At 60.2% G+C, this 19,211-nt stretch carries 21 protein-coding genes; 9 read left to right on the top strand and 12 right to left on the bottom strand.

What is annotated here, in order from left to right; all coding sequences use genetic code 11:
- Positions 1-249: 249 nt before the first annotated feature.
- The 3 genes from F758_RS0120850 to F758_RS0120860 all read right to left on the bottom strand — a co-directional run bounded on the left by F758_RS0120850 (position 250) and on the right by F758_RS0120860 (position 1,837).
- Positions 250-534, bottom strand: coding sequence for a helix-turn-helix domain-containing protein (locus F758_RS0120850; protein WP_157450088.1), 285 nt, complete (start codon positions 532-534; stop codon positions 250-252).
- Between the two features lie 320 nt (positions 535-854).
- Positions 855-1,010 carry a hypothetical protein gene (locus tag F758_RS49675; protein ID WP_157450089.1) on the bottom strand — a complete coding sequence of 52 codons (156 nt, stop codon included), beginning with the start codon at positions 1,008-1,010 and terminating at the stop codon, positions 855-857.
- Positions 1,010-1,837, bottom strand: a complete 828-nt coding sequence (locus tag F758_RS0120860; protein WP_024509691.1) for a tail fiber protein — start codon at positions 1,835-1,837, stop codon at positions 1,010-1,012. The genes F758_RS49675 and F758_RS0120860 overlap by 1 nt, the downstream gene beginning before the upstream one ends.
- 1,468 nt (positions 1,838-3,305) lie before the next feature.
- Here F758_RS0120860 and F758_RS0120875 point away from each other — a divergent pair.
- Positions 3,306-3,554: a porin gene (locus F758_RS0120875; protein ID WP_024509693.1), complete on the top strand. Its 249-nt coding sequence runs from the start codon at positions 3,306-3,308 to the stop codon at positions 3,552-3,554.
- Between the two features lie 68 nt (positions 3,555-3,622).
- Here the strand turns inward: F758_RS0120875 and F758_RS0120880 are convergent, their stop codons facing one another.
- Positions 3,623-4,288: a recombinase family protein gene (locus F758_RS0120880; RefSeq protein WP_024509694.1), complete on the bottom strand. Its 666-nt coding sequence runs from the start codon at positions 4,286-4,288 to the stop codon at positions 3,623-3,625.
- A 158-nt stretch (positions 4,289-4,446) separates the two neighbouring features.
- Here F758_RS0120880 and F758_RS0120885 point away from each other — a divergent pair, with 158 nt between their 5' ends.
- The 3 genes from F758_RS0120885 to F758_RS0120895 are packed head-to-tail and all read left to right on the top strand — an operon-like array spanning position 4,447 to position 6,425.
- Positions 4,447-5,193 carry a hypothetical protein gene (locus F758_RS0120885; protein WP_024509695.1) on the top strand — a complete coding sequence of 249 codons (747 nt, stop codon included), beginning with the start codon at positions 4,447-4,449 and terminating at the stop codon, positions 5,191-5,193.
- A 1-nt stretch (position 5,194) separates the two neighbouring features.
- On the top strand, positions 5,195-6,004 hold the full coding sequence (locus F758_RS0120890; protein ID WP_157450090.1) for a hypothetical protein: 810 nt from the start codon (positions 5,195-5,197) through the stop codon (positions 6,002-6,004).
- Positions 5,991-6,425 (top strand): hypothetical protein, encoded by a 435-nt coding sequence (locus F758_RS0120895; RefSeq protein WP_024509697.1) that lies wholly within the window; start codon positions 5,991-5,993, stop codon positions 6,423-6,425. The genes F758_RS0120890 and F758_RS0120895 overlap by 14 nt, the downstream gene beginning before the upstream one ends.
- A 252-nt stretch (positions 6,426-6,677) precedes the next feature.
- Here F758_RS0120895 and F758_RS0120900 read toward each other — a convergent pair whose 3' ends face one another.
- From F758_RS0120900 to F758_RS0120925, 6 genes are all read right to left on the bottom strand, one after another.
- Positions 6,678-7,865 carry a 6-phosphofructokinase gene (locus F758_RS0120900; protein ID WP_024509698.1) on the bottom strand — a complete coding sequence of 396 codons (1,188 nt, stop codon included), beginning with the start codon at positions 7,863-7,865 and terminating at the stop codon, positions 6,678-6,680.
- 66 nt (positions 7,866-7,931) lie between these two features.
- Positions 7,932-8,330, bottom strand: coding sequence for a cytochrome C oxidase subunit IV family protein (locus tag F758_RS0120905; protein ID WP_024509699.1), 399 nt, complete (start codon positions 8,328-8,330; stop codon positions 7,932-7,934).
- A gap of 9 nt (positions 8,331-8,339) precedes the next feature.
- The gene (locus F758_RS0120910; protein ID WP_024509700.1) at positions 8,340-9,062 is read right to left on the bottom strand and encodes a heme-copper oxidase subunit III family protein; all 723 of its coding nucleotides are present in this window, start codon (positions 9,060-9,062) and stop codon (positions 8,340-8,342) included.
- Between the two features lie 16 nt (positions 9,063-9,078).
- Positions 9,079-9,783 (bottom strand): cytochrome c oxidase subunit 3, encoded by a 705-nt coding sequence (locus tag F758_RS0120915; protein WP_024509701.1) that lies wholly within the window; start codon positions 9,781-9,783, stop codon positions 9,079-9,081.
- A complete protein-coding gene (locus F758_RS0120920) occupies positions 9,780-11,558 on the bottom strand; it encodes a cytochrome c oxidase subunit I (protein ID WP_024509702.1) in 1,779 nt (592 codons plus the stop codon). The genes F758_RS0120915 and F758_RS0120920 overlap by 4 nt, the downstream gene beginning before the upstream one ends.
- Positions 11,559-11,632: 74 nt before the next feature.
- The gene (locus F758_RS0120925; RefSeq protein ID WP_024509703.1) at positions 11,633-12,466 is read right to left on the bottom strand and encodes a cytochrome c oxidase subunit II; all 834 of its coding nucleotides are present in this window, start codon (positions 12,464-12,466) and stop codon (positions 11,633-11,635) included.
- 558 nt (positions 12,467-13,024) lie between these two features.
- Here F758_RS0120925 and F758_RS0120935 point away from each other — a divergent pair.
- A complete protein-coding gene (locus F758_RS0120935; protein WP_024509705.1) occupies positions 13,025-13,942 on the top strand; it encodes a DUF2189 domain-containing protein in 918 nt (305 codons plus the stop codon).
- A gap of 253 nt (positions 13,943-14,195) precedes the next feature.
- Here the strand turns inward: F758_RS0120935 and F758_RS0120940 are convergent, their stop codons facing one another.
- Entirely contained in the window at positions 14,196-15,341 is a 1,146-nt protein-coding gene (locus F758_RS0120940; RefSeq protein WP_024509706.1) for a fructose-1,6-bisphosphatase, read from the bottom strand.
- A 612-nt stretch (positions 15,342-15,953) separates the two neighbouring features.
- On the opposite strand from F758_RS0120940, the gene F758_RS51925 reads away from it, so the two are divergent.
- From F758_RS51925 to F758_RS0120960, 4 genes are all read left to right on the top strand, one after another.
- Positions 15,954-16,115 carry a hypothetical protein gene (locus F758_RS51925; RefSeq protein WP_245286541.1) on the top strand — a complete coding sequence of 54 codons (162 nt, stop codon included), beginning with the start codon at positions 15,954-15,956 and terminating at the stop codon, positions 16,113-16,115.
- A 99-nt stretch (positions 16,116-16,214) separates the two neighbouring features.
- Positions 16,215-16,481: a DUF3551 domain-containing protein gene (locus F758_RS0120950; protein WP_024509708.1), complete on the top strand. Its 267-nt coding sequence runs from the start codon at positions 16,215-16,217 to the stop codon at positions 16,479-16,481.
- 100 nt (positions 16,482-16,581) lie between these two features.
- Positions 16,582-17,814: a Zn-dependent hydrolase gene (locus F758_RS0120955; RefSeq protein ID WP_024509709.1), complete on the top strand. Its 1,233-nt coding sequence runs from the start codon at positions 16,582-16,584 to the stop codon at positions 17,812-17,814.
- 256 nt (positions 17,815-18,070) lie between these two features.
- Positions 18,071-18,820, top strand: a complete 750-nt coding sequence (locus F758_RS0120960; protein ID WP_024509710.1) for a hypothetical protein — start codon at positions 18,071-18,073, stop codon at positions 18,818-18,820.
- 28 nt (positions 18,821-18,848) lie between these two features.
- Here F758_RS0120960 and F758_RS0120965 read toward each other — a convergent pair whose 3' ends face one another.
- Positions 18,849-19,142 (bottom strand): hypothetical protein, encoded by a 294-nt coding sequence (locus F758_RS0120965; RefSeq protein WP_024509711.1) that lies wholly within the window; start codon positions 19,140-19,142, stop codon positions 18,849-18,851.
- Positions 19,143-19,211: the final 69 nt, after the last annotated feature.

Here is a 19,211-nt window from a genome sequence, read left to right on the forward strand (position 1 = left end):
GCACGGTCGGCACCCCGGGACTCCTAAAGATTCCTAAGGGCTTCTCAGAGTGTGGTCGGTGTAGATCAATCTCGGTGTATCGAGCCTGAGGGTCCTCAGGTCTCCCTATGTCACCCGAGGCCGCACGAGGAGCACCACGGGTGTTCTTCGGCCGTTCACGTGCCCTGGGCCCCTGTGTAGACCTTAGGGATCTGAAGGGCCTGTCCTGGAGCCACTTGGGTGCGGAGAGTCACGATCATGAGAGCTGTGTCAAAACCGCTGTCGCGGGCGCACCTCAGTTGCGGCAACACGCATTTCTCGGATAATTTCCAGCCCGCGTTCGGTCACATACGCACGTCGTTCTCGTCGGTCGCCATAGACCCTTTGCACCAGCGTAATGAGACCAAGCCCCGGCTTACCGTGCCTGTTGACGGCGCCCAGGTCACTCAAGTAGCGGGAGGCAACAGTTTTCCGCACGCCAAAGCGCTTGGCCAACTCGCTCACGGTGAGACCTTCTTGGTGCCCAATCAGTAGAAACATGGCCACGGCACGCATGGGCATGTTCCTGTTCAGGCGATGAAGCCCCACTAGACCGTTTCCAAGCCTCATCGCGATGATACGATCCCCGCGCGTTAAGTGAGAATTCACTGGCTCTGACATGACGACCCCTCGTTGCCTTGGAGACCTGAGTAAAGCACAGGCGCCGATGAGCCGGTCCAATGGGTGCCAGAGCGGGGACTATCTTCACCAAGTAATCTATTTGCATCTATTTGCGCAGAGGAGGCGTCCCTGAGTGCTCCCTAGGGAACCACCGTGGACGCCTCCCGGTTACGTTCGGTTTGCTTGAGTCTTAGGTGGACGCGATAGGCCCTCCCTTAAGCCTGACGCCACCAATAGGCAGCGTTCTGGTAGGTCTGATAGACAGCGCGCACCACCTCCTGCGGGAAGGCCGCGATGATCATCACCTTACGCACCCAACGGCGCTTGAAGGTCATGACGTGGGGGATTTCGAAGAGCTTGAGGAGCTTCACTACAGCACTCGAATGCAGGTCAACACGGTCGCCGAGTACGGGCGTGCCTCGTTGCTGTCAGCCGAGCCACCGCCAGAGTTGACGTTGAAGTTGTGGTTGTGATTGGCGTTCTCGTAGTCCGTCACGCCGCTGAAGGAGTGCCCGTGGTTGATATCGGTCGCGCCAATGCTGAAGGCGACAGACGGCGCCTGGAATGGGCCGTACGCACCACCACCGCCTACACCTGATCCGGTGTTATTGCCGGTCACGATGTTGGTTTGGTTCTGCACCGGATGAGCGTGCGGGTTGTTCGCATTCATGCCCTGCGTGGTGCCAGAGAAGCCGTGCTGGTGACCTTGGTTCTCGTTGCCGGTCACACCTTGGACGTTGTGGTAGTGGCTGAGGTTGCAAGGGCTCTGCAGCGTTCCGAGCGCGCCGCCGTAAGGGTTCGCTGCAGTGCTGCGATGGCGCCGGTAGCGGTCCATCAGGTTCGGCAGGTAGAACGTTGTCCCTGAGCCTCCCCAGGTATACCCGATAGCTGCAAACAGCTCTGGGTATTGCGTAGTCGACAGCGCCTGGCCATCACAGGTCATGGAGCCCGGAGGCGGTGTGGGGCCTGCGAAGTCGAAGATGGCTCCGATAGGCAGCGCGCCCTGTCCAACAAGCCGCCCTGCGATGCCAATCTCACCCGCAGCGGCGCGGTAGAGGCCCAGCGTGTTCTCGGTTTTGAAGTAAAGGCCGGGGGCTGATGCGGTGCCTTCAGCAGGAAGGATCAGGCCCGATGCACTCGTGAGCGGGCCGACCAGACCAGCGAAAGTGTTCTGCAACACCGCCTTGATGAGACGCATGTGGGCGTCAGCGGTGTTCAGGCCGTCGCTGTGGGCCGGGTTGGACGTGACAAGGTCAGAGATGTAGGTAGCAGTTTCTAAAGGCAATTTGGAGTTCTTTGGAAGAAGTTCAGCTACGAGAGTTACGTGCGTTGGCGCGATGGCCAGTGCTAGACGCGGAGTGCGTCGCGGTCAGTGTGTTTGTGGTCGGTGTAGAGATCGATCTCGGTGTTGATGGTCGCTGTGGGCCTGGGGAGCGCGCCCATTACCGAGCGCGGGTTCGCAAGCCGAAAGCGTCAGCGTCATACAGCTCGCGGAAGCACTTTCGCAGAAGGCCTTTGCGTATCGGGGTGTCAGGCCCTCGCCTTGGCCGGCGCAGTTTGTCATCGTATGCGGCCATGTACCCGCGTGCGAGTGTTTCAACTGCTTCCCGAACCCCTTCGGGATGCGCGGGGTTGTCGTGATCTTCCCATTCGTAGTGTTTGGGCTCGGGCCGATCAAACGGAGGCATCACGTAACCAGGAGCCCGCATGCGTGCTAAGGCTTCCTGAGCCCACTCGTGGTCTGGACCTTTCTCAATCGCGAGCCGGTAGGACGCTGCTGTGGGCTTCGTCTGGCCCGGCACGAGGTACACGCTGCGTGCGTATTCCGCGAGTTCACCGGGCGTCCAGCCGGCCTTCATGAATTGGCCGAGAGCCTCCCGCTGTTGGATCGTGCGAAGATAGCGACGCACCTGCTTGAAATCGGGGGCCTGCGGTGGTGAGGCTGATGGTGGCGCTGATGGCAGCGAGGGTGCTGCGGTGATGTCGTGAGGTTGGTCTATCAATTAATTTCCTGCGTTGGTGTCAAGCGACGTCCGGATTTAACCCCGTAGCGACATGAAGAAGTGACCCCCCTTCTGGTTTTGCGGAAGTGAAGCAAGCCGCTCGCGGGCGTTTTGCCAGGCGCGCCGTAGGTCGGCGGCCAATCGGCTGGTGAGCTTGCGAGCACTTGGTGTGTCCATCGTGGGACGCGCGTGCTCAATCGAAGCGGGCGGCCGGTGCGTCCATCGGTGGGACTGGCCCTTTAGGGCGCCGCCTTCATGGAAGAGTGGGCTAGGTAGGCTGGCTAAGTTATTGATCAGTTCGGAATTGTCGTTAGATTTCAATGGGACGCCGGCCACCTAAGAGCACCAAAGCCGCCCAAAGGGGAGCGCGGGCGTCAGCTCCTTCCGTACGGTAGTGGGCGTGAAAATGTCGTAAGCCCGCGATTTCATTGCAAAAGAGGTCCAAAGACCCACTTGGCGGCACCGAAGCGCGACATGGGACACCCGGGAAATCCTGGGGGAGACACACGTCCCGGTGTACCTCGGCGGCGGCCCGCCCCTTTAAGTCGACATTTTGAAATCGGGATGGGCCGCCCGCATAGAACCGTAGGTCCATCCAAAAGGGGACCCAAAAGCGCGCACAGCCCGCCTAGCAAAATGCGCCGGCGGCCGATAAAAAAAGCGATGCGGACTTTCTTCTTCGCGATGATCATCGCCGCGTTGTCGGGTTCAGCGGCTCTGGCTGATCCGGCCAACCGCACTAAACTGAACTACGCCACGCCTCGTGATCGGCTTCCGCCCTTGAAGAGCACTGCTGCCAATCCCTGTGCCGCGTTCGGTGCTGGATTTGTGAGAGTCGCGGGCACCGATACCTGCGTGAAGGTCGGAGGCGCGTTTAGCGTTGATGTCAGCGGCGCGGCCGGGGCGCGATGATTCCTCGGATGCGTTGCCACCGTTCTCACCGCAGCGAACAGAACTGCGACGGGCCTGCGTGGGTGCTCCTATGCCCGCTCTAGGATGTTCGCGACCGATTGCGCGTGCCACTGGCCACCACGGGCCGTGGCAATCCCTCTGGCGTTCAGCGCTTCCGCAATTTCCCTGAGGGTACGCGCGCCGGCCTTCTGCGCTTCGCGGATGACTGGGAGCACGTTGGCCGCATATCGATCAGCCTCGGTCTTCACAGCCTCCACGGCGCTCTTGCGGGCCACGTGGAGCCTTGGGTTGCCCAAGGACACCCCGCGAGCCTTGGCGGCTGAAAGGGCCTGCCGAGTGCGCGTGGAGATGAGCGCGCGCTCCTTCTCGGCTAACGCAGCGAACAGGTGCAGGACGAAGGGGTCCACGTCAGGTCCTAACTCTGCGACCAAGAAGGGCACCTTATGGGCCATTAGCCCCGAGACAAAGTGAACGTCGCGGCTGAGGCGATCCAGCTTGGCAACGGCAACGTGACACCTGAGCTTGCGCGCAGCGGCGAGAGCGGCCTTGAGCTGGGGTCGTCGGTCTAGAGCATCAGCCCCCTTCCCCGTCTCCACCTCCACGAACTCCCGGGCGACCTCGAAGCCCTCCCCTTGGGCGAACTGAGCGAGTGTGTGGCGCTGGGCCTCGATGCCGAGCCCCGAGCGGCCCTGCCCCGAGGTCGACACGCGGATATAGGTGATGAGCTGTTGCATGGCCTTTGGTCTCCTCAGGGCCACTACGAAGCGGCCTGTAAAGAACCTTATTGACCGTTTAGATCTTTTACAAGGCCCGCTCACAATTTTGTGCAAGCCGGTTGCGGTTGCTTAAGGAAAATTCGATAAACGGGCTTAGCTCAGGCAGAGGACACAAAGTGACGGCCAAATGGGAAGCTCAGGCTCTACGGGCCACCTTTTTCCCGACCGAAGCGACAGCCGTAGCCGCCGAGTGGTGGCAGGAATTCACGGGTAGTCAGCCTGACAACGAGAATAGGCAGCCAAAGGACGCCATCGTCGTCGTGAGTGGTGCTTTCGAAGGCGCCTTTCTCTCGATCAGCAGCGGGATAGGTCGCGTCGACGTCGTTTTTCAGCCGCTGCTTCCAAATCAAATAAATCCTCTCGACGGCCAGACCTTGCCAACCGTGAGCGTCGGCCCAGCAGAAGCTCTTTTTGACAAGCTGTTCAGCCGCCTCCGGGCAGTCTCGGAAAGGCTGAAGCTAGTTAACCGCGTCGCGCTGGCGGGGACGCTCCTTAAGCCGGTGACATCCCGCGATGAGGCCTACGAAGAGCTAAAGGTGCTCCTCAAGTCCGTTTCGGTAAATCCTGCGCGGATGAGGGACCTCATCTATCGGGTGAACTGGCCAACCCAAGACACTGCTGGTAGAGTAGTCAATCGAATGGGGGCGTGGGGATCTATGACGGCAAGGGTCTCGGCTCAGGGGCTTGGTGAGGCTCCGACAGGCTCTGCCATTTTGTCTGAAAATCACTACGTAAGTTTTGAGTTCGACTTCAACACAGCCCCCGATCCTGAGGTACGGTTTACACCTGAAGAAGTTACATCAGAGTTCCAGTTTCTTCGGGGATTGTTAGAAGAGAACCTCAAGCAGGGCGAGGTAATTTGAGATGAGTAGTACCGTTACAGGATTGGAAGGAATGCTCGCCAGTCGCATACTCGCTGGTCCTGCCGACGAATACGAGAATAGAGCATCGGATCGGGACCAGGCTAAAGCTGAGGCGCGCGCGTACAGACGGGCTTTGCATGGGAGCATTACGCGGCGGACGCGCCATCACGGCACGGTCGTCGTCACAACCACCAAGGATGCAGGCACGTCCAGCCAAATTTCGGCGAGCGGCTTTGCTGGCTTGAGCGGCACGCAAGTAATCTGCGCTGCAGAATTAGACCTGATGACTGCTGCGATGGACCAACTCAATGAGGGGCCGTTTGTCCGCTATCTACAGGCGGTGCAAGGTTTAGTGGAGCCCGTCCCGGTCGCGGAGGAATGGGCCATTGTACGCGCTGCCCTCGAGCAGAACGTCGCTGTTTTGGGCGCGTCCGATACAAAGGAGGCCGCCCAACACTCGTGGCTTGAGGAAGCACGTCAAGAATTGACGGAGACGTTAGATGAAGGCGCCGAACCAGACGCTGAAAAGCGAGAAATGATGTTCGGCTTAGGCGCCGCAGCGCTTGAGCAGGCAGCGAAGGCAGGCGTTGACGCGCCCGCAATCGACATAGACCATCAGGGAAACCTTCACTTGTTTTGGAAGAAAGGTGGTGAAGGCTTGCTTGTGGTAATCAGGGCGGATCGCACCATTCACTTTTTCGGAAACTCAAAGGGTGAAAGTTTCAGCAGCAACTACGGGCTCAGTGGTAAAACCTGGCGTTCGCATCTGAACTTCTATTTGCAACCATTGAGAGAAGATGCCGCCGCCTAATCAGCTTCAATCCGGGGAAACACTCGGAAGGGCTATATTTGATAGCAAGCACGTCAAGGCAGCCGGTCGTGGACTTATCCCGCCCAAGGTCTTCCTTGAGAAACAAGGCGTCAATGAGCTCTCTGTAGATCGGCTTGATTACGTCGATTTTGAACAAGCTGCCGAGGTCCAAGGAAATCTGCGAGGGCGCCCGTGCCGAGGCTGGGCAAAGCTCTTGGTGGAGGCCGCTGCCGAGAATGGAAGGCAGGTCCATCCAGACCCCATTCCGCCCGATCAGCTCTGCCACGCTTACATCCTGCTGCCCTTTGCTCAGCCAATCGAGCCTGAACAGGCCTTTGTCATCCAGACCGCTCACGCACTTCAGCTTGCGATGCAAGCCGCTTGGCACCAAGCACCGATCAACTCGAAAAACGACGGCTAGTCTAATAATCCAGCACGCGGTTCGATCCGTGCTTGTTTGGTCGTAGCAGCTCGTGGTAGCAACACCGAAGCAGCGAAGCCGATTTGCGCTTGTTTTTCAGTTGCTTCCGGTGAAGCCCGCGCCCTCCGCTAGGGAGCGCCAAAAATTTCCAGCATCGTTGATTCGATTTGGCTTTTTGCTTTATTTGGCAAACCGCGGCTGAGGGCAGCCCGTCACGGCGCATTGAAACCGTCAAGCGATGTCGCCCCACTCTTAAGACGCACGGTTGAGAAAGATCGGCAGCCCCCGCTTGTTGGAATAGAGAGGACGGTAGCGCTCCGTATTGTATGTGCTGGCAACGTCCAACATGCGCGGCCCGAGCTTGGCGTCTGGGATGGGCACGAGGTCGTAGCGGCCATCGACCAGCGCTGACATAAGGCCGGTCTTGCCTTCCAGGATGGCATCGTAAGCCATGTTACCGAAAGTCAGGGCGACGAGCTTGTCGATGAAGTCCGGATCGCCCGATCGCAGGTCGTAGGTGAGATCGGAGACGGTGGTTTCCTCGCCGGCGCGCCGCTTGATCTCATCGGCAAGCGCTTCAGCCACGCTCACTCTCTTGCGGTGACCGTAGGCATCCGGTTCGCCAATTTCCTGCACCTTGTAGCCCTCCCACTCGGCGCCTTCGCTCAGCACGATCAGCGCGTAGTTGCTTGGGTTGACGCGCTTATCCTGGAGCAGCAACTGGATCAGCTTGTCGAGATTGACCTTGTACTCCGGTATCACGCATCGGATCGAGGTCGCGTATGCGGTATAGAGTGCAGTAAATCCGGCATCGCGGCCAAAGATCCGGAAAATGCCGATGCGCTCGTGCGAGCCGATCGTGGTGCGCTGCCGCTGAATGGCATCGCTGGCACGAGTAATCGCGGTCGAGAAGCCGACACAGTACTCCGTGTTGCGGACGTCGTTGTCCATCGTCTTGGGGATAGCGACGATCTTGACGCCGAGCCCGTTGAGCTTGTCCGCATAGCTAAGCGTATCGTCGCCGCCGATGGCGATCAGGTGTTCGATGCCAAGCCCCGACAGGTTCGCCAGGATCTGGCCCGTGAGGTCCCAGGTCCTGGTTGCGATCCCCCCCTTGGTACTCTCCGAGACTGGAAAGTCCTGGCCAGCGAGATGATCAGGCAGCTTTTTCATTTTGGAGGGATTGGTGCGGCTCGAGTGCAGCACGGTGCCGCCGCGGCGGTCGATGATGCGCGTGTTTTCACGGTTGAGCGGGATGAGGTAGTGCGATTTGCTGGCGGGGTCGTCGAGGTTCAGGTGCGTGAGGGCCTCCCAACCGCGGCGCAGACCGACGACCTCGATATCGTCCTCGCTGCCGCGATAGGTCACAGTCTTGATGATTGCGTTGAGGCCGGGCGCGTCGCCGCCGCCCGTGAGAATGCCGATGCGTTTTCTCGCCATGCCCACCTCCCGGGATTGGCATATCGCAGTGACGCCTGCATCTGTCGATCAAATGCGTCCCGGTACCTATGTCGATGACGCGAAAAACAAGAGCCGGATAAGGCGCGTGTAGTCAGATTCAAGCACCATGATCGTCACAAATACCAAGACCAACACCGGCGGAAGCAGGATGGCGTAGGCCAAAGCCAGGCGTTCCCACGCCATGTGCATGAAGACGGCGACGATCAGGCCGGCCTTCAACACCATGAACAGCACGATCAGGGACCACCTGAGATTGCCCTGTATCCCAAAGTAATCGACCAGAAAGGAGCAGGTGCTGAGGACGAACAGCCAGCCCCAGACCACGAGATAGAGCTTGATCGGGTGCTGCTGGCCCTTCGCGTGCGCTGCTGGCGCGGCTGCGTCATGCACATGAGCTTGCAACGAGGGCTGTGGTCCTTCGACATGTACCGCGGCGTTCGTCATGTGCCGACCTCACCAAAGATAAAAGAAGGCAAAGATGAAGACCCACACCAGATCGACGAAGTGCCAGTACAGGCCGGTGATTTCGACGATCTCATAATACCCCTTCCGGCTGGTGAAAAAGCCGCGTCTTTCGACATCGAAGTCTCCCCTCAACACCTTTCGCGCGATGGCGATCAGGAAAATAACGCCGATCGTCACGTGAGTGCCGTGGAAGCCGGTGATCAAGAAAAAGCATGAACCAAACTGTTCCGCGCCCCAGGGATTGCCCCAGGGCCGGACGCCCTCCATGATCAGTTTGGTCCATTCGAAGCCCTGCATGGAGACGAACGTTGCCCCAAATGCCGCCGTGGCCAGCATCAAGGCTGCGGTTTTGACGCGATCGCGGCGGTAGCCGAAATTGACCGCCATCGCCATTGTTCCGCTGCTGCTGATCAAGACGAACGTCATGATAGCGATAAGGATCATTGGGATGTGCTTGCCCCCGATATCAAGAGCGAAGACTTCGCTCGTATCGGGCCAGGGCACGGTCGTGGACATTCGCGTCGTCATGTAGGAGAGCAGAAAACAGCTAAAGATGAAGGTGTCGCTCAGCAGGAAGATCCACATCATGGCCTTCCCCCAAGAGACATTCTTGAAAGCCCGCTGATCGGAGGACCAGTCGGCGGCGATGCCTCGCCAGCCCGCGATCCGGGCGGACGATTCTCCGGTGGCTGTCAGCGCAGTTTCTGCCATCTGTTTTCGTCCCTTCCTAACTGAGCAAATGACGACAGATGTCGATGAAATTGTCGGTCCAGCCCGTCAGGAGACCAAGTAAGACCAGCCAGACCAACAGCAGGAAATGCCAGTAGATGGTGCACAGCTCCACGCTCAGCCGCACCTCCGTCACCTCTGTGCTCCGCCACACCTTGGCAGTCGTTTTGCCCAAAGCCGCCAAACCACCCATCAGATGTAGCCCGTGCACCGCGGTGAGCAGGTAGAAGAAAGAATTGGCAGGATTGGACGCCACGAAATACCCCGCGACGATCAACTGTTGCCACGCCAATAGCTGCCCAACCAGGAATGTAACGGCAGCTGCGCCCCCTGCGAGCAGGCCGAGGATGACACCGTCCATGTCGTTGCGGCGCGCGGCCAGGTGCGCCCATTGCAGCGCGACACTGCTCAAGACCAAAACGCCCGTGTTAAACCAGAGCAGCTTGGGCACCGGCAACGCGCGCCAGTCAGCCATGTTCATGCGCATGGAGTAAGCACTGATGAAGAGCGTGAACAAACAACCGGCGACAGCGAGAAACATCCCCAGTCCGATCTTCGCTGCCGGCAAGGTCATTGCGCCCGTTCCGGGGAAGTCATCGATTGGACCTTCCTCCAGCCAGGGCTTGGCTGTCAGTCGTTGTTGCGAAAGCCACCAACCGACGATGATCGCTATCACAGCCAAGAACAGGATGATAGCGCTCATGGCCCAGCTCCGTGAGCACCTCGGGGTACCGGCGGCTGGTTCTGCGGAATGAAATCCTCCTTGGCACCCGGCACGCTGTAGTCATACGCCCAGCGATAAACCACCGGGAGGTCCTTGCCCCAGTTGCCGTGCCCGGGCGGCGTCTCCGGCGTCTGCCACTCGAGAGTTGTTGCCCTCCATGGGTTGCCCCCTGACGGCTTGCCCCTGAACAGGCTCCAGACCAGATTGAACAGGAAGACCATCTGGGCCACGCCTACCGTTAATGCCACCACGCTGATGAAGGCATTCAGCGTATGGGCCGATGGCGGGATGAACGCCGCGTCGCCGAGTGCGTAGTACCGGCGCGGAATTCCGAGCAGCCCAAGATAGTGCATGGGAAAGAAGATCATATAGGCACCGAGGAACGTGACCCAGAAATGAAACTTGCCGAGCACCTCGTTCAACATCCGCCCCGTGACTTTGGGGTACCAATGATAGATCGCTCCCAGCACAACCAGGATGGGCGCCACGCCCATCACCATATGGAAATGCGCGACGACGAACATGGTAGCCGAAAGCGGGACATCCACGACAACGTTGCCGAGGAAGAGGCCGGTGAGGCCGCCGTTCACGAACGTGATGATGAAGCCGAGGGCGAACAGCATCGGAACCGTGAGATGAATGTCGCCGCGCCACAGGGTTAGTACCCAGTTGTAGACCTTGATCGCGGTCGGGATGGCGATGATCAGCGTGGTGGTGGCGAAGAAGAACCCGAAATATGGGTACATGCCACTCACATACATATGGTGCGCCCACACGACGAAGCTGAGAGCGCCGATCGCCACGATTGCCCAAACCATCATGCGATAGCCGAAGATATTCTTTCGCGCGTGGGTGCTGATCAGATCAGAAACGATGCCGAAGGCCGGCAAGGCGACGATGTAGACTTCGGGATGGCCGAAGAACCAGAAGAGATGCTGGAACAGGAGCGGGCTGCCGCCGCCATATTTCGAAAGCGAACCCATCTCGATGAGTGTGGGCATGAAGAAGCTGGTTCCCAGGGCGCGATCAAACAGCATCATCACCGAGGCAACAAACAGCGCCGGGAAGGCCAAAAGCGCCATGATGGTGGCCGTGAAAATGCCCCACACGGTCAAAGGCAAACGCATCAACGTCATGCCGCGCGTGCGCGCCTGCAGTACCGTCACCACATAATTCAGCCCTCCCATGGTGAAGCCAATGATGAACAGGATCAGGGAGACCAGCATGAGAATGATGCCCCAGTCCCGCCCTCCAGGCGTGCCGGAGAGAATCGCCTGCGGTGGGTAGAGCGTCCAGCCGGCGCCGGTAGGCCCCCCAGGCGCGAAAAAGCTCGAGCCCAGCACAAGGACTGCGAGCAGGTAGACCCAGTAGCTCAGCATGTTCACATAGGGGAACACCATGTCCCGGGCACCGACCATCAGCGGGATGAGGTAATTACCGAAGCCTCCCAGGAACAATGCCGTGAGCAGGAAGATCACCATGATCATGCCGTGCATGGTGATGAACTGGAGGTATTGGTTTGGATCGATAAAGGAGAAGGTGCCTGGAAATCCCAGTTGAAGTCGCATCATCCATGACAGCACCAGGGCCACGAGCCCGATTGCCGACGCCGTGAGCGCGTACTGGACGGCGATGACTTTGGCGTCCTGCGAGAAGACGTACTTGGTGACCCAGCTTTTGGGGTGATAGAGTTCAACGTCAGGGACTTCGGCAGGCGGAACGTCCGCAATCGCTTCATACGGGATGTCGACCATCGAAATGCCTCCTCGGTCGTTTCCACCGGGGCGATGAGGTCTTACACGCCCAGCTTTCTTTGAGCGGCACTCTCTTACTCACCGCCGGATTTATACGTCGCCCTCACAACGGCCTTTCGGCCTGACAATTCTGCAAACGTCTTCTGCTTCTCGAGCCAGGCATGATATTCACTCTCTTCCTCGACGATGACCTTGGCCCGCATGTCCGCATGCGCAGCGCCGCATAATTGAGAGCAGAGAACATCAAACGTGCCAGTTCGGATCGGCTTTATCCAGAAATAGGTGACCATGCCCGGAACCAGGTCCATCTTGGCGCGGAACTCGGGCACATAGAAGTCGTGCAAGACATCAACGGAGCGCAGCAGAATCTTGACAGGCTTCCCCAACAGGAGATGCAAGTCGCCGTTTTCGATCACGACATCGTCTTGCCCATACGGATCGTCGCGATTCAGGCCCATAGGGTTGTCGGGACTGATGTTGCGCACATCGGTCGTACCCAACCGACCATCCTTGCCCTGGAGGCGGAAGCTCCATTGCCACTGCTGACCCATGACCTCGACCTCGGTGGCGTCCGCCGGGACCGTTACGAACTGGTGCCAGACAACCAAGCCGGGCGCCAACATGCCTGCGACGCCGATTCCAGTTCCGACGCTGAGCCACCATTCGAGCTTTTTGTTTTCTGGATTATAGGCCGCTTGCCTTCCCTCCTTGTGATGAAAGTGGAAGACGCAATAAGCCATGAACGCGACGACCGCGAAGAAAGCCGCGCCGGTGATCCAGAACGTGATGTAGACCGTGCCGTCGATGTAGCTCCAGTTGGTGGCGATCGGCGTCAACCACCAAGGGCTCAAGAGGTGAAACACCACCGAGCCGATCAAGATCAAAAGCAGAATGAGTGCTACGGCCATCCCTCATGCATCCTTGCCGTTGCAGGCCACGGATACAATTTTAAAGGGCGACGCTCACGCCAATCTTTAAAGGGCGACGCTCACGCCAATCGCGCGATGGCTGAGTTCACATTCGCCCGCGTGTCTCTTGCCTCGCCCACTCCAGCGGTCGCGACGTTGAGACCTGGCGCGCACGTTACAACCGCCAACCAGATCAGAGCTTGGGCGATTGAAAAATGGTCCCCGCCGAGCCCGGCGTCAATAGAGTCAATAGACCAATGCACGTGCCACGTCTGATCCGACCCTGCCAGCCATCCGCCGTTCAATTGGTAATGCACCGCAACAAGCCCGATCGCTGTGCAAACGCACAATTCACCCAACCGTGAGCACTAATGCGCGTCTGTCGCAGTAAACTATGCTGACCGGTTGCGACAGGTGTCGTCCGGCAAAGCTCCTTCTCCTTTGAACCTGATTTGCCGCACTCGGCGCCCCCGCGATCTCCGGAGGTGAGAGGCGGTTGCGTGGAACAAGAGCGCGCCGTCCTCAGAGCCTGCGGCACGAGCAAGGGAGACTGCGGCCATGGCCACCCAATATCTCGATAACATCGCAAGGCCTGAACCACGAATGTTCGGTAACACCACCCCAACCGTCGTTCGAAAGATCAGCCTATCCGATTTGAGCGACGCGCTGCGTCTGGGCTGGGACGATTTCAAGGCCATACCAAGTCACGCCATTGTCTTGTGTGTGATTTATCCGGTTCTCGGAATCGTCCTGTTCAGACTGGTTCTGGGCTATTCGGTGCTGCCGTTGCTGTTTCCGCTGGCAGCAGGTTTTGCGCTGATCGGCCCCTTTGCCGGGCTTGGCCTCTACGAGCTCAGCCGCCGCCGCGAGCGGGGCGACGAAGCCGCAGCGTGGCATGCGATTTACGTGCTGCGCGCGCCGTCTTTTGGCGCCATGCTCGAACTTGGCATTCTGCTGCTCGTTCTGTTCGGGATTTGGATTGCCACCGCAGATGCCATTTACATTGCGATCTTCGGCAACGCACCGGCTGCAAGCATCCCCGATTTCGCAAGGCGCGTGCTGACGACACCCGAAGGATGGTCGCTTATCATCATTGGCTGCGGGGTCGGCTGCCTGTTCGCGGTCGTGGCCCTATGTGTCAGCGTCGTCTCGTTTCCTTTGATGCTGGACCGACATGCGACTGCGATCGACGCAGTCCGAACGTCGCTGCGGGTTGCGCTGAAAAATCCGGTACCCATTGCCGCATGGGGACTTATTGTCGCGGCGCTGCTGGTGCTCGGGTCGCTGCCATTCTTCGTCGGCCTCGCGGTCGTTTTGCCAGTGCTCGGTCATGCCACCTGGCATCTGTATCGGAGGGCTTTGGAGCCTGACTCCAATCCTGTCCACGAACGACCTCGGCCCCCGAAAGAGGGGCACCGCTATGCGGCAGATTTTCCGGCCAATCTCTTCCCATGGAGCCGTGAGCGCGAGCCGTAACGCCGAAGATGCTTGGAGCTGACTTGTCCGACTCCATTTTTTGACACCATCGATCTGAGGGACGGCCACCTCTGCCAGCAAGCCGCGAGCGGGGACGCAACCGCACGGCGCCGTAGCGCGTGAGCAGCGTGCGAGGCCTGGCCCCTTATCACATCTACGGGCTATTCGAACGTTATTCACGTCTCATCAGTCGGGGACATGGGGCCGGTCCCGGCTTGCACCCACCCCGCTTCTTTCTGGTCGTAAGCGGCCGCTACTCGGCCGCCTCCGGCTTGCGCTCCTCGCGCAGCCGAAAACGTTTCAGCAGTGCGGACACGGTGTCGCGGAAGCCGCCATATTCCAGCTCGGAGTAAGGCAGCATCGCGGCGCCGGACCAGCCCTGGCTGCGCATCTCGATGGCCTTGCGCTGCGCGCGCCGGCGCACCTCGTCCCACGCAGGGTTATCGAAGAAGTCGGTATACGACTCGGAAAACCGGCCTTCCTTGTCGATCGAAAAGCCGGCGCACGAAACGATCGGCAGGCAGTACATACCTGTCACCGGTGTGTTGAGTGGAACGGGCATCAGCGGCATCACATGCGAGCCGCGCGCATCGCCGCCGACAAAATGCGCCTTGGCGAAGGGCGAGATGATCTCTTCGGGCGCCGGGAAGATCCCCTGGTTCCTCACGATCGCGACCGGATCATCCTTGCCGGTGTACTTGCCTGCGATCGAGTGCAGACGCTGCGCCGAGACGGCGACGGCGACCTCGCCATGGGTGCGAGAAACGATGCGATCAATGCCAAAGCGCTCGTTGTCGCGGAGCAGCGCAGCAATGTGGTAGTTGTCCGCAGGCGCGTCGAGTTCGATCACGCTGTCGCCCGCCGTGTGGTCCATATCGATGACATGGAAACGGAATCCCTTGATCATCGGGGGCAGCATCAGCCCGGCGCAATACATGGGATCGGCGAAAGCAAGGTAGAGTGGCAGGTTATAGGCGCCGGGGCCGCATTTGTCGGCGGCGAACACCATGAAGGATTCTGCGGGTCTCGGGCCCGAGAGGCTGTGGTCGAAGCTGAGTTCGGCGACGCCCGGGCCGGCACCGCGAATGTTTCCGGAAGGCGCGTCCGCGAGAAGATCCTGGCCGGCGCCGTAGAGACCGGACATCTTTGCAACCGAAGTGGCCGCGAGAAAGGCCTTCCAGGCGAATTGATGAACCTCGGAGCTGCCTTCGCCCCGCGTGTGCGTCATGACGATCGCAATGTCGTCGCCGGTGTGGCAGATGAAACCGTCGATCAGTAGACCATTGCAGATCGCTTTCGCGACCTCGCCCTCGACAGCTGCCATCATGCGTGAAGACGGCTTCGTATGCCCGCCAATGGAGCCAACGTCAGCCTTGATGACCGAAAGAGTGAGTCTCATGGGCGTCCCTCCCAGCAGCACAGCTCAGCGCCTCAGGCCTCGGCGCTTGCTGCGCCGGGGCGACGGCGCTGCTCATGGATGGCAAGAACCTCTGACGGTGCAATCGGTTCCAGCTGGGGTTGATCGCCCTTTGCAACTGAGCGACCTTGCCCTTTGCAAAGTTTGCCAAGAGCCGAAATAGGGCTAGTCTAATGCGCGAATTTGCGTTCAAGAAGTGGCAAACTAGTTGATTTCGTTCGCATATCGCCCTTCGCCAGGGAGCGCCAGCCTTCAGCCATTTGGGCAAAGATCGTGAGGGTGGCCCGCTTCGACGTCCCCCTACACACCAATACCCCGGCCGTAAATCCCGTCACATCCAGATTGCCCCGCCTGCTTTGTCGGAGATCTGCGTTCAAGCATCGAGCGGATCGCAAACCGCGCTTGCCCCTCATCGGTCTTCCCGAGGTCTCCATGTCCATCTCTGCCATTGGTTCGGTCACAACTGCGACCGCATCGTCTCCGTCTGCGACCGCGTCGTCCCAGTCTGCCTCATCGTCGCAATCCGCCGCTGGAAGCGGAGCGGCGGGTGGAGGTTCATCATCCTCCAGCAAGACCATCGTCAGCGAGGTCTCAGTGACCGTGAACAGCATCACCACCACGACCATCACCTATTCCGACGGCACGACCGAGGTCCAAACGACGGCCAGCGCAACAGCGAGCGGCCAAGGCTACACCGCCAAAGGCACGGCCAGCACGGGGACCCAGAACACGTCCAGCCAAAGCGTCCTGGCCTGACAGGCTTCCATCGACTAGCCAGGATCGTAAGATGATGCGGGCCTGAGATTCGCACTCAGGCCCAGTGTCGATCGAACAGCCGACTCTGCGAGCCCATCTGTGAAGACCATCCTGGCCATGGTGATCCCAGTGACCGCCGTTCTCGCTGCCGCGGCGCCGGCGCGAGCTCAGATGTATGACCCGAGCTATCCGGTTTGCCTGCAGGTCTACGGCATCAATGGCGGCTACGTTGCCTGCGGCTATACTTCGATGGCGCAGTGTCAAGCGTCGGCCTCGGGCCGCTCGGCGCAATGCATCATCAATCCGTTTTTCACGCCCCAGGGGCCGCGGCGCCGGCCACTGCTTCGACCCCATCATCGCCGGTGAGCACGGGACCGCGGCGTGTGGCGCATGATGGCGGTTGCATCCGTCGCGCGGTCTGAATGGAATGCTGCACCGGTCCTGAAATTTGCAGAGGTGCTGCTTCATGCCCGCCCCGTCCCCGCCCGTCGATGGCGCCCGCGTTCTGGCCGATCTGAACGCGCTGCGCGCGCTCGGCGCTTACAAGACCGGCGTCCATAAGCCGACCTTTTCGGACGCGCATATGCGTTCGCTTCACTGGCTGGTCGAGCAATTGCCGGCTGCGGGCTTGACCGCTTCGATCGATGGCATTGGCAATGTGGTGAGCACCAGCGCGAAAGCCGGAGCCAAGCTGCTCGCCGGCTCGCATCTGGAAAGCCAGAATTACGCGGGCTGGCTCGATGGTCCACTGGGCGTCGTCTATGCGCTGGAAGCGGCGCGCGTTCTCAATCCCGATCCTGCCATCAAGGGCGCGGTCGAGGTAGCGGCGTGGTGTGATGAGGAAGGTCATTTCGGCCATTTCCTCGGCAGCCGATCCTATGTCGGCGGCGTCACGGAAGCCGATATCGATGCCGCGCGCGACCGCACCAGCGGCCGCACGATGCGGGATGCCCTTGCCGCCGTCGGGCTTGCCGGACGTGCGCGCGTCACGGCCGAGCGAAGACGCCATATCGGCTATCTCGAAGCGCATATCGAGCAAGGCGAAACGCTGGAAAGCTCCGGCCTCAAGATCGGCATCGTCACCTCCATCGTCGGCATCTGGCAATACCGCATCACCTTCAGCGGCGAGCAGAACCACGCCGGCACCACACGGATGGCCATTCGCAAGGACGCGGGACTGGCGCTCGCCAGGTTCTGCGTCGCGATCGACGAGCGCTTTCCCAAGCTGTGCGGGCCGCGCACGGTCTGGACCACCGGCCGCATCACGCTCGATCCGGGCGCGCCGAGCATCATCCCGGGCCGGGCCGAAATGCTGTTCCAGATTCGCGACGATGATTCATCCGTGGTCGCGCGCCTGGAGGCGGCCCTGCACGGCATGGCCGACGAGGTCAACGCGCAGGGTCGCTGCAGCGCGGTCGTGGAGTGCATCCGCACAGGCGCTCCCGCCATCATGGACTCCGCCTTTCAGCAGGCGATCGAGGACGCGAGCAACGCCTTTGCCGCCGGCAAATCCTTGCGCATGCCGAGCGGCGCCGGTCACGACGCACAGGTGCTCTCCACCATCATGCCGGCCGGCATGCTGTTCGTGCCATCGATCGGCGGCATCAGCCATCATTGGCATGAAAACACGGCGGACGAGGACATCGTTACGGGCGCTCAAGTCTTTGTCGACGCGTGCCGGCGGTTGCTCGCGAAGTGACCGCGCAAGCGGCGCAAGCTAACAGGATGCAACCAGATTTGATCCCGGACGGCCTCGCCTTGGGCGACAAGGATCGCCGCGGCTGATATAGCTGCGCCGGCTCATCGCCGGGCTGAGCGGGAACCGCCGTGGGGGCGCTCTCGCGGGTCCGGCTCCGCTATAGAGCAGTTCCATCCACTTGCGTCACGAAGCTCGTTGACGCTCGACCGGCCCAGAGGGCAAACTGCGCCTTGGGGGCGTCTTTGGGGGATTTTCCATGCCTGCACTTGCGAAAGCGGCACCATCCGACCTCGCCGACGAACTCACCGCGCACGCGGTCGCCAGCATCAAGGCCGCTGATCACTTCGCCCTGCCCTTTCCGCACATCGTCTTTCGGGACTTCTTCCCGTCCGATTTCTACCGGGATTTGGTGCGGCACATTCCCACCCAAGGCTATGACCCGATCACCGGGACCGGCACGCGCATGGCGCTGCGGCTCTATGGCGACAATGTCGACAAGATCGATCCCGAACTGCGCGAGGCCTGGGCTGCGGTCTCCACCATGCTGACCTCGAAAGAGGTCGAGAACGCGATCCGCGCCAGGCTTCATGACGGGCTCGAAATTCGCGCCCGCGGCGACAAGGTCGCCGGTCCCGACGAGCTGAAGCTGGTGGCAAAGCCGGTCGTCTACAGGGACCGGGACGGCTACCAGATCAAGCCGCACCCGGACACGCGCAAGAAGGTCGTGACGATGCAGCTTTATTGTCCGACCGATGCGAGCCAACAGGCGCTGGGGACAACGCTGTACCGGGCCTCGCTGAAAGGCCTGCTGCACCCCGACTCCTATTGCCTGGAGCCAGTGAAGACGATCCCGTTCCTGCCCAATGTCGGATACGCCTTCGTGGTGCTGAAGGCCTATCACACATTGAAGAAAATGAGCTGGCACGGCCGTCCGACCATCCAGACCGACCAGCCGCGCATCACGATCCTCAACACCTTCTATATCAACGAACACGTCGGTTTCTGAGAAACCGGGCTTCTCAACAAGCCGTTCGTCAGCAGCCGCGGCAGATCGATTCCACCATCTTGGAGACCCTGGCGTCTTCGCGATCGACGGCCGGATTGCCGGTCCCGAGGGCTGGCCCCTTCATCCGACCGTTGCCGCGACCGGATGACGGTAGCGCCGTGCCCAGCGAGTTGGTGCCGGGCGCAGCCGCGCTGCTGCCGAACACACCGCCGGACGTGGAAGAAGTGTGCATGCCCATACCACCACCCTGCCCGCGCGCGGACGCAGCCGCGCCCATAAGGCTTACGCAAAGCACGATGCAAAGGATGGAAAACTTGTTCATGGCAGGATCCCTCCTGTTTCAGACGGGGCAACGGCCAGTTTAACAAGGGGTTCCGGGCATCACGCAGGG

Origin of the sequence: Bradyrhizobium sp. ARR65 (genome assembly GCF_000472385.1) — a bacterium.
Classification (GTDB): Bacteria; Pseudomonadota; Alphaproteobacteria; order Rhizobiales; family Xanthobacteraceae; genus Bradyrhizobium.